Below are 12,379 nucleotides of genomic sequence, written 5' to 3'. Positions count from 1 at the left end.
AACAATAATGCTCTGGCAAGTACAAGTGGATTTAGATGTAGCACGCAGGAAGCCCATTTTGTAAATACATCAAATAAATACTCATTAACATTTAAATGGTCTTTGATCAGTGCCTGTAAGACATTCACGCACTCTGTAGTTTCTTTATTTCAATATGATCGGCTTGTAATCTTAAAAAGGAAGGGGTATCAACTTCTTCCCCCCAGTTATAATTATTTGGCAAAAAGATCTTCTCACTATGTATTTCTATATAATAATCCTCCAGTTGATGAACGTTAATACGCTCATTAAGAAGAGCAGTTGAAATCCTAACATCAATGAATCTTGCAACTTCTAACCCCAATTCCTTACATAATTTGATCCAAGATTTATTAACATGCGATTTTATTTTAGCCTCAGCCGGTTTGGAGTTTTTTTTAAATTGCTCGATCCACTCGGGCCTATACTTTTTTAGGTGTTCCCTTTCTAGTGTTAAAACTTCTACATTCATATATAGTCCAAATTCCTCCTTAACATCCCAACCTAAAAAACTACTAATTTCATCGTTATATTTAAACCACTTTTCATGATATGTAAACTGATGATGGATAACACTCCACTGTTCCGTTCCTTTGTTTACTTTAAGATAATGAGCCATTCTCTTCTCCCCCTACAAATAAATTTAATAATTTCGATAGATGCTTTACTTTGCCAACCTTAACTGTAAAGCGTTCGATATAGCTATTTTCCACTTTGTCGAACCTTGTCCCAGGTATTTAATTATGGTTTCTGCACAAGGATAACCTTGATTGTTTTGCGCGAAAGTTGTGTAATCACTTCTTGAGAGAAAACTACCATATTGTTCAGAGGCTTTCCGAACAGCCTCAATACATTTACCATGAAAATATGACTGTACTGGATTTTTAATAGGTAGTGTGACTAGATTTGAATTCGAATAAGAATGTCCAATATTACCTACAATCGATTCTGGTGGATAGGGAATTGATATTTCAATGTCTTTAACAACTAATTTAAGAATTGTATTTTTCAGATTCAGCTTTCCATCAATATAATTTGTCACAACCGTAGTACGATCATAACCAAGGAGTTCATTAATTATCTGGGCAATTTTATGTATCGCGTCCCTTTTATTCATCTTTCCGTTTGTTTGATTATCTAACAAAGATAATGATTTCCCTGTTTCAAGCAGATTGATTACTACATCCAACGTATTCATGACTAACCCCCTGTACTAATTTAAAACGCAAAAAGAGGAAGCAATCTCACACTTAGTAATGACTAAGTGCGAGGTGCTTCCTCGCTTCTCTTATTTAATTAGTTCCATTATATTCCCTGAGATACAATCTGTCTATAGAATTCCCATAAAGGCATTACCCAATCTTTTTTAAGAGGGGTCTCAGACTTTGTTTCTATGTTCCTACTAGGAGTTCAGTGATATTCTATGTAATAACTAATCATACTGCATTGTCGCTATTCAGTTTGATTGCAACCGAATACTCTCTTTGTTATAAACTCGTTTTCTGACTTTTTTTCATTTGAGAAACTCTAGATCGAGAAATGCCTAATATTTCAACAATTTGATATTGCTTAATCTCAGGATCTAGTTCAATTAACTTTTTCATTTTAATCAGATTAGAGGTTCTGCTTGTCTTATCAAGTAGTTCTTCAGTTTTCTCTAACGCTGTAGAGTTAGCTTTCACCATCTTTAGGCATTGATAACACACAATTTTTCCTTTAAAATCAATAAGCTTCGAGCCTGTGTTCTTACAACAAAGTATACAATTTGATTGAGGAATTATAAGAATCAACTTATCCACTTCTGTTTTAATGATGAGTTCACTACCGCAATAAATATGTCTCCTATCTCGAAGTTCTTTAGGGATAGATAATCTACCTTCTACTTCAATTTTTCGAACAAAACTCATCGCTCACGTCCTTTCAACCTTTCTTTAGATATTACATTATATCACAATAATTTCCTATAACAATCAAGAAACATGCACCCCATCACTACATTTTATCTCATTGATTTTGATGGGGTGCTGGATTATTCATAAATATTCTTAATTCAACATGCTTACGTCATTAGAAATTAGCATCCTAAATCATTAATGCAGTTAATATTAGACCGACTATTCATGCTAAAGTCTACGCTGCAATTGAACTCTCATACAATATTTTATTATAATGTCTCGATGTGATTCCCGTATATCTGTAAATTCTAATGCAATTTGAAGACCACTTTCAATTAAATTCTGATACACGAATCTCCCTCTAAAGGGAATTTCATGAGTGGAATCTCTTGTTTCGATAAATAATAATCCGTTGAGCCCTTCCGAATTGTATTCAAACAAATGTCCATCTTTTATAAATGAAAGCCCACCTCCACTTATATCCTTCGTGATATAACTTTTCATCGGATGATCACTTATTCCAACATCAAGTTTAAAACTCACGGTTGCAGGTACCCGAAAAAATTCTCTCTTTTGTACCGTTAATATGGAAACGTCCTCTGGAATGGAAAGCTGTAGCTCTACTGGTTCACCTCTAGATTGGGAAAGAACACAAGTCTTGAATTGAAATTTTTCTCCTGATCCTCCTGCAAAATATATGTAAACCTCCTTCTTTACGAGTTTAGGTATCGATATCCGATGTTTAACCACAATGGAGCCAATTCGAAATGTCTCTGAATCAATAGCTTTGATTTGTGCAACCAACATATTACCTTGTTTGTCTTCAAGCTCCACGTATTGATCAACAAATAACGCATCAAGAGCAATCATTATTGTTTGTCATCCCTCCTAAGTAGTTTAAAACGCAAAAAAAGCACGGCAGTCCTTTAGGACATGCGCGTGCTTCGCGTTAGATGTATTCATTTCTGATTCATTTTATCATAATCGGAAGAGACGGTAAACCTCTTAGAGAGAACAGATCTCTTTTGATTTTATAGGTATCGAAATAGTAAATGTGTTTCCATTGGCTCTTGAATCAACAGTTATGCGGCCATGATATCGTTTAATGATCCTCTGAACTATATATAAACCCAATCCAGAATGATGTCCTTTATCTTTTTTGGTACTAAATCCTTTTTCGAAGAGTTTATCAATTAAATTTTCAGGAATTGGAGGACCACTACTGAATACTTTGAATAACAATCGATCATCTTCTAAGTAACCAGTCAGCTCTACTTTTCTTTCTTGCTCAGGTAGTGCTTTTACAGTGTCAAAGGCGTTATCAATCAGGTTACTTATTATTTTTACAAGATCAGTACTCTTTAAAAACTCGAGTTGCATGCTGCTAATCTCATAACTAAATGCAATTTTATGGTTTGAAGCATATGTTAATTTAGCTTGTATCAAACCTGCTAGTGCTGGAGAATTAATATTTATGATATCATTAATAATTGTTACTTCTCCAATCATCTCATCTGTAAACTTTCTAAGTTCCTCATATTGCTCAGTAGCTATTAGTGATTGAATAGTGGACATATGATTATTAAAGTCATGTCGTTGTTCCTTAACCGTAGTGAAAAGAAGATCCATGTTACTAAAAAATGCTGCCTCTTCAGATTGTAGCCCCATAATTATGTTACTTGTGTAATTTCTCGATATAATTCCTAGTACAATCAATACGAGTAGAGTAGAAATTCCAATCAGCAACTGCATTTTAAGAAGAAATGAGACCATGTAATTATTAATTTTGCTAATGTCCGATACTATACTAATGATCACCGGATACCCAAGATGGAAATAGAAGTAAGCTTTTAGAATGGGTTTACGGTCTATTTCAGTTTCAAAGGTGAATTCTTTTTTGCCCTCATATGCCCTTCTCACGTAATCATAATCTTCTTCAATGTCATACTGGTAAGTTCCGAAAAGAATTCCTTGTTCATATTTTCCCGTATCACCAATTTTCTGATATTTGCTCTGTTGTTTAAGAAAGATGGATGGATCAAACACCGTTACCTCTTGTAATGAAGTTGACATTACATTCTGTTTAATTAAATCTTCTAATGACCTTCCCCCCTTATGTGATAATTGAATGCAGATGCTAATGTTTAATGCTTCAGCTTGCATCTTTTCAACTTGCTCGTAAATAAGCGCTTCTCGAGTAGAGTTATAGTATTTTTGATTTAAATGACCTAAAATAGTAAGTAGTAAAATAGCAATTATAAGAATGATTTTCACTTGTTTCGTTTTGAACAGAAAAGCCTTCATGTTGTTCCTCCAGCTTGATTAAGTATACTTCTCTATCCTTATCGACACTATCCTCCATTATTTATTCAAGGATACTGAATGATATGTACTAAAGTGATATTTTAAATTTAAATAACACTTCTAAAGTAGGCCTACTAGTTGCTTTCTATACTGATTAAAAAGCAACAGCGTAATCCCTATCTATCTAATACGTAAAGAGACTACCTAGACGCTTCTTAATTGACCAATTAATTTATTGCTCATCTGTTTTTCTTGTAATCGAACAATTTAATTATTACATGACTAAAACTCTCCACTATACATGTACTAGACTCCTTAGTATTTTTTATAATAGACGCTTTTCTCTCAGACCTACTATCAAAGTATCAAATTCAATTTGTATAGATTTAAAAGCAAATTCGAATAAAAAAAGCACGCACCGCCCTTAAAGGACGATGAGTGCTTCGCATTTGTACGTTTTAAATTAATTTGAAAGCAAGAAAATGTTAAATTAAGGTTTAATCAATATGTAATTCCTGATAACTAAGTTATTTTGGTTTATTCGGTCCAATTACGTATACCTTTTTGTTCTTTTGTCGACCAAAAAGTATCGCACTGTCGAGATCTTCAATAAATACGTCAATGATATTACCTTTTACCGCACTACCTGTATCCTCCGCTTTTCGATAGCCTACACCTTCAATGTACACCCACCAACCCATTGGTATTACACTTGGATCAACTGCAATTGTTCGACCTTCTTCCACTGTAGCTCCTGAAGCTGTAATACCATACTGTGGATGCCCTCGATCCTTACCAGTAGACTCAACACCTGCTGTAAATGCAGTTAATTCAACCTCTTCCAAAATAAATTTATATTCTACCGGTCTTTCCTCAATCGTGGTGATTTTTTTCTTGTTTTCTACGAGAACTATTGAACCCTCTTGTGGTTGATTGATATTATCATCTTCTGTAGCAGCTATATTTTCAATTACATCAGTATAGTTATACTCTACTTTAGGTTCAGGAACCCTTGTCCCTACAGCTATAACCTCTGGCGTGTAGGGATGGATCACTCTTCGTGAACGTTCGTGTTCTAACGATACTTGACCATTTTCTAACACTGTAGATTGACTAACTATCTCTTTCCCTGGTATCCCTTGTTGTATTACTTTTTCCTCACCAATAAACAGATCAGGATCATTATATTTTACTATTGTGTACGGGATCTCTTCTTCATATTCTTTTTCAGATTTCGCAAGCCGCGTAACTCTAATTTGTGTATTAGAGGTCAACTTTACCGTCGCAGCAGGCTCTACAATGTCTTGATTACCCAATTTAATATTTAGCTGTGTCAATACTTCTCCAACTGTTTCAGCATGCGTATCCACTGTAGTATTGTGGTTGTCAGACATTACGACGACACGATATTTGGGTAGCTGCAAGCTCCCAATATTCTGTTGCTTTTCTGTCTGGAGAATATACACCAAAGATGAGCCAGATAAGATAGGAACTGAAATTGCCAACGCTATTAGCCATTTTTTTGTTCTACGGTAATACATAAAGTCACTCCTTCAATAAAATAAAAAAAGCACCAAACCGCTTTTTAGAGCAGTCTGGTGCTTCCAGATTCAAGATATTTGATTAATCTTAGTATAAAGTACAACCATCAGTCAGACAAGCCTAAATAATCTTTGAGCATCTGAGTTTAATATGATAAAATTGAATGAAATAAATACGTTGAAATGTGGAAGCACCACTATAACCTCTAAGGTTTATAGTGGTGCTTTTTTTGTCTTTAGAAAGGGAGGATAAAACAATGGATTAATTCGGACAACGACGGTCCATCTAATTCTAAGAATTCAAAATAAGGAGTGTTGTTCATTATGGATGCCAACTGGCCAATAGCTATAATTTTATGTTTATTAATTGTATTAAGCTTGATTTCTCTGGTAATTTTAAAAAAAGTAGAACTTCGGATGTACTTTATAGACACTGCCCTTATCACAGTATGTTTGGCCTTCTGTGCCGTAGCATACTTTACAGCATTTGAAGCATTTTTTATTGGGATAATAGTCTATGTATTTAGATTGACAAATAGTGATAATATTATTAAATTTGTTTTTCTGTTTTCAGGATTAATCATTGGCTATTTTACGGGGAATGACTTTTATACAAACACTTCTATCTTGATATTAGCAATCTTTATTATCATACGCTTGGTGGAGTCTATCGTTGAAATAAGTCTCTATACTCCAAATTCTGAGCCAATTACAGAGCTAGACATGCAGTCTAAGAAGTCAGATGACTAGAAAAAAAGAATTATAGAGAGGCGTTATCATGCCTCTCACTTTGAACTCACATGAAACTATATTTCATTAATGATATTTCAACTCATATCAATTCGATTTAGATGCGTTCAGTTCATATCCTTCATTGCTGTTGAGTTGTTAATCATCTAAGGATGAGGGGTCTCTTGCAAATAAACACTTGATTGGCCGATAGAATCTAAAGGAACATTCATGGTTGCCATAGCCAGTTTCTTTTGTTCATCGTTAACGTGAGTATAAATCATTGTAGTCTCTATTGATGAATGGCCCATAAGTTCCTTTACGACTCGTATATCAATTCCATTTTTGAGAAGCATCGTAGCAAATGAGTGTCTTAGCTTGTGACAAGATAGTTTCATATCACTTACATTTGGATTACTCTTTTTGAATGCTTCAAATGTTTGATTAACTAGCTTTTGAATCTGTCTGATCGAGAGTCTTCTCCCTTTTTGAGATATAAAGAATGCATCTTCCCTAAGGCTATAAGGCGAAATCCTCTCTTTTTCAACTTCTAGTAGGTAGTCTAGTAAAACGTCTGGAACGGGTATTTCATTCCATTTTCTACCCTTACCAAACACTTCTATTACTCCTTTAGTCTTTTTCAGGTCTTTTAAATTCAACCGGTGAACTTCCCCTACCCGTAATCCACAGTAAGCCATAAGTAAGAATATAGCTATGTTTCTGTTTCGGTAACGCCCTTCGATAAATTTAAGGCTCTCTGTGAGATCCTCTTCCTCAAGATACACGGGCTTCTTATTTTTTTCCGTTTTGGACTTTTTCACTTCTGCAGCCGGATTTTTAGAAGCAAGCTCAAAATCCATTAATGCGGTATAAAATGTCCTGATAGCGGAAAGAGTTCTGTTCCGTGTTATATCGGCTGCTGCTTGTTTATCATTTAGAAACTCCATAATATGCAATTTCCCTACCTCCTGGGGCGGGGAACCGTTTAATGAGTCTAGAAAGGTCAAACACTCTCTCATATATTCTTTCTGTGTTGAGGCGGTGTATCCGGATTGCTTCAGGTATATTCGAAAAGCTCGAATCTGCTCACTATACAAATCCTCGAGCTCATAAGGTTTTCTCATTAACTTTCCCTCCTAACAATAAACTCTTAATCAAATTCAAAATACATCTATAGAAGTAAGTAAATTATAAATAATATAAAAATATCTATTTATGTTGATAACTTTCATTAATATAAAACTTATGAAGATTGAAATTCACATACAACTTCCCATTATCAGTAGTAAAATTGCCTTTAAACGTAAAGGGCGCAAAATATGGATTTGGTGCACTTTATTATAGCACGTACGGTCCTCTTGAAGATCATTTCTTTTCTCTTTTAGCTCATTTTGTGAGGTGTTCTCTAACGATATGTAGCTGTATTAAGTCAAAAGAGCTTGAAATTTGGAGGTAAAGACACCTACTTTAGAAATATACAAGTGTACTACCTTTATAAAGTTTACATAATATTTACTACGGTAAACCAATGTAGACTCTCACCTTTACATTACACTAATAATTTTGTTTAAACTGATTGTTAGCAATCCTTTATTAAATAAACTGAATACTTATATGTTAAAGTTATTTAATACTTTATGAAATATATGAGTATTCATATTACTTAATAATTTAATTAATATATTAAAACTAAATAACTTGAATACTTTTTAGTTTTTTGAGAAGATATATAATAAAAAGAGGTAGGGAATGTGAGGTATTGAGAAATCAAATAATTTATCTAAAAACTTTCACTGGAGGATATTCGTCAACATTATCATCAAGTGTGATGACCCCTTCTCTACCATTAAAAAAGCAGCCGATCAATTTAATGTCGACTGCTTTTTTTGGTTCTATTAAATTATCGTTTCGGGAAGAGTACCGAAGTTCTTCTACAACTTTGCTCTTGAATTGACGGTCAAAACTAACTTTCTTACATGACCTAAACAGACACACGAATATTTAAATCAATTCCCATTTAAGGAGCACACCTGACTAAAAAGTTCGCAATACACTATATAAATATAAGAACTAGTATCAAATCAAATTATATGTACTATGCTAGTGTTCATGCAGTCTGTACAGTGAAAGTTAGATATAGCAGAAAAGAAATTATGAGTAGCACTTATAGGAAGATTTCTATATCTGCCTCTTAACGTAGAAATAATAGCTCCACGAATAGCTAATTTACTCCAACTACTTACATCAAATGTCCCTGCACTTCCACAATGATGAGGTACCACAATCTCAAAATCAACAAGATTGTTGGGGATAATTACATCTCTAAGTATCTCAGGATAGTAATGATCTCCTGTAAGAAGTGCGGGAGCATTGGGACCATGGATTAATAATACTATTCCAGATTGATTGATTCTATAACCATCTGTAGATCGATACAATGTTAAAAACCCAACTTTAAAGAGTGGAACTAAATGAATTTTTTTAGAATTACTCTGACGTAGTGGTGGCATGACAATCCATGGTGTCACTCCATTTGACAGTAGCCGTTCGAAAATACGATCAACTGTATTTGTATTTGGAATTCTAGAAGGTGCGGTAAAAGAAACTATATTTTTTATTTCATCATCAAACATTCCAAGTATTGATTGGACATGATCAAGATCCCAATGGCTAATTACTAAATGAAAATCATTCTCCAGTTTAGCCTTTTGAACAATATTAATAATCTGAGCTCCTGTCCAAGTTAGATCACTGCCCATATCATATATAAGTCTAAAACCCGAAGGCATGTGTCTAATTTCGTTCCAATTTCCACATTCCACATCTCTTACGAGCAATTCAAGTTCGGCCATTTCCGTAGGGAATAATTCCTCCGTTAATTTGTGATTTTTAGGTGGAGTATACTGATTAAACAATAATTTTTTTAGTTCGATATTATCCGGCCCCTCCGTCCGAATGGATGAAAAGTTTACTGGTTGCACAGTTGACTTAACCTTTGCCTTTAACCTGATAGTAAGGGATTCTAGAGTAGTTGGATCTTCTGAGAATGTTAATGGAGTGAATTCAAAATCACTCCAAAATTCGTTGGAAATCATATACCATTCACCATCAATTGGTCCACTTCTTGGTGTTGTTTTCAATCCATAAACTATCAACATCGATCTTGGATCTGACTGTTCCCATATCAGATTATTTTCTTCAAATATAGTTATTAAATTTTTAGTGTATTGTACATCGAAAATAGTATAGACTCCAGGAATATGTTTTTCGCAATAAAATCTTATCTTATTCAATTACTTCAACCTCACTTATTAAACTATTTATTTTAATATTTATTACACGCTACCATCAATTTAGCCTGTGCCCTTTCGACAGCCAAAGCTGTTTGATTAAGAATATAGTCTATCTGGATTAACTCAGGCGCTTGTTTGTTAAAGTCCTTTCGTTTTTCAGTTTCATACTTCTCTTTAGAAAAGGCATCTCCCATTAAAGCTATAACATAAGTTCAGATTCAGGAAGAACGATTTTAATGATCCTTACAACAAAAAGGAAGGTCATAATGAGCTTCCTTCTTTTGAGATTTCTATTTTGGATGTTTCTAAGTTTCCATTAACCAAGGAATATCTAACGATCGCATCTCCTAAATAGTTTCCTGCAGAAATCTGAATAGGCAGCTCTGCAATAAGCTCATTATCCTTAATTCCATATCGTATTATATTTTGAACTGTCGGTTGTTTAAACCATTCGCTTGAGTCCATTTCACTAAATTCAAATGAATACTTCTGTCCATCAACCGAAATAGTGTACTGACGGACATCTTTATCAGTTTTTAGACTCACTTTAAAATTGTTTTGAATGAATTCTTTCGGATCCATAACAGGGATTTCTGTGAAGTCTGTTTTAAGGACATGCACTTCTGAATTATGTATTCCAGTCCCTGTACCTTTAGTCAGAATTATAACAATCTCATCTTCTCCATCTTCATTTAAATCAATGACACAATGTTTTTGTTAGACAGCAGAATAGTCTAATTTTCACAACAAAACCTGAAAACTAATACATTCCATACGAGATAAGAATTAATGACTATGACAACATGTTATGGTCATTTTTTTGTCTCATCAGTATATCTGGAGAATTGACATAAAGTGCCCAACAGGCTGGAGAATGACATAAAGTTGCCTACCAGTCTGGAAAATGTCGGGGGACAACTCGGATATATCTTTCAGCGGACGTGGAGGTATACGGTTTAATACGCATGGACTCAATAATTGTACATTGACACAAAGTTACCAACCACGTCATACATACATGTCGAGGGACAAAAACATGGTCCCATTGAAGTCGCTTATTTAGCGGCTTTTTTGCTTTAAGGAACTATGTTCCTTTGCCGTGTTGTCTCGCAAACCAACATATTACTTGGGTTGCCACTACTTTTAGGCAGCTAGAAAATTCTTCAAGTTGTTCAAATGGGCACTCTTTTCCCTTTGGCTTATAGTTTGTTTTAGCATGAGCTATCATATTTCGAGTATCTGAAATGGAACCAGCCAATTCATCCAAGCATTGATTTTATTTATTGTATAGAGACAAAGCAGATCCATCATCCATATAGTACATACCAATTAACCCTTCTCGATCTACGTTCTTATTTTCTTTTATCCATAACTTCACGCCATTAGAGGCACTATACTTAGCAAAGAACTGTTCAGTGTTATACACCGGTAGCGTTAAGTAACCGTATTTTTCAGGTAGTGAAGAAGGAGCAATCCTTTGACCACTCAAAGCAGTAGTTAGTCCAGTCCTGATATGATCAGAACTAAAATTTTTCGCTTTAGGGTAGACTGTAATCTCATGGAATACCGGAATGACATTAGTGTTTTCTTTGTAGAAATCTTTATTTTCTTCCGATACAAAGAACGGTGCATAAACGCTCTTTTTGTTAGTCCAATTAGTAGTATTAATATAGATGGTTCGATGTAAGGATACTTTACCCGCACCATTTGATAATGTTTTTGTTTTCCCAGAAATCACTGCATATGTTTTATCATTTGCTGTTGAAAAAGGTGTCACTTGACTCAAATTAGATTTTGTTGTCCCAACGGCCCTAATCTCATTCAGATCAGAAAATGAAGAAGCCTTTTTACCTTCCATATTTGCGATTCTCAGCAATATTACAGAAGCTTCTGCGCGAGTGGTTGTTTGGGTCACCCCGAATGAGTTATCTGGATATCCAGTCATCACTCCTGTTCCGATAACCACTGAGATGTACGGAGCTTTAGCTTCTGAAATTCCTGGAGAGAATGATTCCTTAACTGGTACAAGCGTTGTTTTAGTATCTTCCAATGCTTTTTTGAAGTCAGTGTCGGCGGCTGCTAAACCGGAACTAATCCACTTAGCCATTTCTTCGCGGGTAATAGGAGTATTTGGTTTAAAACCATTTGGATAGTCTGCAGGATTTATGAATCCCAGAGAAACTGCACGATCAACTTCCTTTTTGCTCCAATGATTGGATAAATCGTTAAATACATTGGATATATCGACGTTCGGATCTGCTTTAGACACACGTGCAAGCAACGAAGCAAATTCAGAACGTGTAACTGAAGCAGATGGTTTGAATGTCCCATTGCTATATCCTTTGAAGTATCCTTTGGATACTGCTGAATCAATGGATGTTTTAGCCCAGTGATTGCTTGGAACGTCTTTAAACGATACAGCTGCTTGTATGGACGATCCCCCCATTATTGTTGTTACAGCGGTAAGTCCAGCAATAAGAGTAACTAAGATTTTTTTCATGAATTTTGTTCTCCCCTCATCTTCCCCTTTTTTTTTACGAATCTTGCTAACCGAGTTGTCAGTATCGAGCTGATTGTCTTTTTCATTCAATCTTTGTCC

The 12,379-nt window shown here is 34.7% G+C and carries 11 protein-coding genes; 1 reads left to right on the top strand and 10 read right to left on the bottom strand.

The genetic code is table 11. From position 1 onward, the window contains the following. Positions 1 to 124 precede the first annotated feature (124 nt). The 6 genes from PAEAM_RS14925 to PAEAM_RS14900 all read right to left on the bottom strand — a co-directional run bounded on the left by PAEAM_RS14925 (position 125) and on the right by PAEAM_RS14900 (position 5,758). On the bottom strand, positions 125 to 637 hold the full coding sequence (locus tag PAEAM_RS14925; protein WP_100528103.1) for a hypothetical protein: 513 nt from the start codon (positions 635 to 637) through the stop codon (positions 125 to 127). Between the two features lie 45 nt (positions 638 to 682). Then, a complete protein-coding gene (locus PAEAM_RS14920) occupies positions 683 to 1,216 on the bottom strand; it encodes a hypothetical protein (protein ID WP_100528102.1) in 534 nt (177 codons plus the stop codon). 289 nt (positions 1,217 to 1,505) lie between these two features. Next, on the bottom strand, positions 1,506 to 1,925 hold the full coding sequence (locus tag PAEAM_RS14915; protein WP_100528101.1) for an AbrB/MazE/SpoVT family DNA-binding domain-containing protein: 420 nt from the start codon (positions 1,923 to 1,925) through the stop codon (positions 1,506 to 1,508). 216 nt (positions 1,926 to 2,141) lie between these two features. Beyond that, positions 2,142 to 2,783: a flagellar brake protein gene (locus PAEAM_RS14910; protein ID WP_091037139.1), complete on the bottom strand. Its 642-nt coding sequence runs from the start codon at positions 2,781 to 2,783 to the stop codon at positions 2,142 to 2,144. A 135-nt stretch (positions 2,784 to 2,918) separates the two neighbouring features. After that, a complete protein-coding gene (locus PAEAM_RS14905) occupies positions 2,919 to 4,217 on the bottom strand; it encodes a sensor histidine kinase (RefSeq protein WP_100528100.1) in 1,299 nt (432 codons plus the stop codon). A 527-nt stretch (positions 4,218 to 4,744) separates the two neighbouring features. Beyond that, the gene (locus tag PAEAM_RS14900; RefSeq protein ID WP_100528099.1) at positions 4,745 to 5,758 is read right to left on the bottom strand and encodes a 3D domain-containing protein; all 1,014 of its coding nucleotides are present in this window, start codon (positions 5,756 to 5,758) and stop codon (positions 4,745 to 4,747) included. A gap of 324 nt (positions 5,759 to 6,082) precedes the next feature. Here PAEAM_RS14900 and PAEAM_RS14895 point away from each other — a divergent pair, with 324 nt between their 5' ends. Further along, positions 6,083 to 6,508 (top strand): hypothetical protein, encoded by a 426-nt coding sequence (locus PAEAM_RS14895; RefSeq protein ID WP_100528098.1) that lies wholly within the window; start codon positions 6,083 to 6,085, stop codon positions 6,506 to 6,508. A 146-nt stretch (positions 6,509 to 6,654) separates the two neighbouring features. Here PAEAM_RS14895 and PAEAM_RS14890 read toward each other — a convergent pair whose 3' ends face one another. The 4 genes from PAEAM_RS14890 to PAEAM_RS14875 form a co-directional block, all read right to left on the bottom strand. Beyond that, the gene (locus tag PAEAM_RS14890; protein WP_100528097.1) at positions 6,655 to 7,611 is read right to left on the bottom strand and encodes a tyrosine-type recombinase/integrase; all 957 of its coding nucleotides are present in this window, start codon (positions 7,609 to 7,611) and stop codon (positions 6,655 to 6,657) included. A gap of 957 nt (positions 7,612 to 8,568) precedes the next feature. After that, on the bottom strand, positions 8,569 to 9,780 hold the full coding sequence (locus PAEAM_RS14885; protein ID WP_100528096.1) for a ComEC/Rec2 family competence protein: 1,212 nt from the start codon (positions 9,778 to 9,780) through the stop codon (positions 8,569 to 8,571). A 261-nt stretch (positions 9,781 to 10,041) separates the two neighbouring features. Beyond that, on the bottom strand, positions 10,042 to 10,362 hold the full coding sequence (locus PAEAM_RS14880; RefSeq protein ID WP_133120448.1) for a hypothetical protein: 321 nt from the start codon (positions 10,360 to 10,362) through the stop codon (positions 10,042 to 10,044). A 694-nt stretch (positions 10,363 to 11,056) separates the two neighbouring features. Then, positions 11,057 to 12,370, bottom strand: coding sequence for an S-layer homology domain-containing protein (locus PAEAM_RS14875; protein WP_100528094.1), 1,314 nt, complete (start codon positions 12,368 to 12,370; stop codon positions 11,057 to 11,059). Positions 12,371 to 12,379 lie beyond the last annotated feature (9 nt).

This window comes from Paenibacillus sp. GM1FR, from assembly GCF_002803315.1.
GTDB lineage: Bacteria > Bacillota > Bacilli > Paenibacillales > Paenibacillaceae > Paenibacillus > Paenibacillus amylolyticus.
This window is presented reverse-complemented; position numbering and strand designations above follow the sequence as displayed.

What these genes read in the sequence shown, in the direction of transcription:
- PAEAM_RS14925 (WP_100528103.1), bottom strand. Translation starts at nt 637, where the DNA reads ATGGCTCATTATCTTAAAGTAAACAAAGGAACGGAACAGTGGAGTGTT.
- PAEAM_RS14920 (WP_100528102.1), bottom strand. Translation starts at nt 1,216, where the DNA reads ATGAATACGTTGGATGTAGTAATCAATCTGCTTGAAACAGGGAAATCA.
- PAEAM_RS14915 (WP_100528101.1), bottom strand. Translation starts at nt 1,925, where the DNA reads ATGAGTTTTGTTCGAAAAATTGAAGTAGAAGGTAGATTATCTATCCCT.
- PAEAM_RS14910 (WP_091037139.1), bottom strand. Translation starts at nt 2,783, where the DNA reads ATGATTGCTCTTGATGCGTTATTTGTTGATCAATACGTGGAGCTTGAA.
- PAEAM_RS14905 (WP_100528100.1), bottom strand. Translation starts at nt 4,217, where the DNA reads ATGAAGGCTTTTCTGTTCAAAACGAAACAAGTGAAAATCATTCTTATA.
- PAEAM_RS14900 (WP_100528099.1), bottom strand. Translation starts at nt 5,758, where the DNA reads ATGTATTACCGTAGAACAAAAAAATGGCTAATAGCGTTGGCAATTTCA.
- PAEAM_RS14895 (WP_100528098.1), top strand. Translation starts at nt 6,083, where the DNA reads ATGGATGCCAACTGGCCAATAGCTATAATTTTATGTTTATTAATTGTA.
- PAEAM_RS14890 (WP_100528097.1), bottom strand. Translation starts at nt 7,611, where the DNA reads ATGAGAAAACCTTATGAGCTCGAGGATTTGTATAGTGAGCAGATTCGA.
- PAEAM_RS14880 (WP_133120448.1), bottom strand. Translation starts at nt 10,362, where the DNA reads ATGGATCCGAAAGAATTCATTCAAAACAATTTTAAAGTGAGTCTAAAA.